The sequence below is a fragment of the Candidatus Symbiothrix dinenymphae genome, assembly GCF_001431085.1.
Genome location: NZ_BBRU01000521.1, coordinates 1 through 384 on the forward strand (window position 1 = coordinate 1; position 384 = coordinate 384).

The following is a 384-nucleotide window of genomic DNA, read 5'->3' on the forward strand; positions in this document are numbered from 1 at the left end:
TATAGTATCTGATATGCTTGATTGTTTAAGAAAATTGCGCAGAAAATCTGACAGTTCTTCTTCAAAGAACACCTTCAAAAACGCTGATGAATCAATATAATACGACATGGTTTATTAAAATCGCTCCTCGCGAAGTTCCTGTAAAATATCCAAAGAACTACGCCCTGATGGTGCTTTTATGCGAGGAATTTCATCCCAAGGAATTTTAGAAACGGTTGGCTTGATAATCCGCAACTCCACCTTTGCGCCACGCCAATTGTTCGGCAAGGCAAATTCGTCAATCAACAAATCATTGTCAATTACTCTGTTTAATACTGCTACACTCATATTGTCATCTCCTTTTGTCATACAAACATCAACTTTTTTTTTGCAAAAGTACTGCAT

Annotated in this window: 1 protein-coding gene; it reads right to left on the reverse strand. The window is 37.0% G+C overall.

Translation table 11 applies throughout. The features are described from left to right. Positions 1-114: 114 nt before the first annotated feature. Positions 115-384, reverse strand: a 270-nt coding sequence (locus tag ASC50_RS05430) for a hypothetical protein (protein ID WP_056928786.1), incomplete at its 5' end; no start/stop codon positions are given.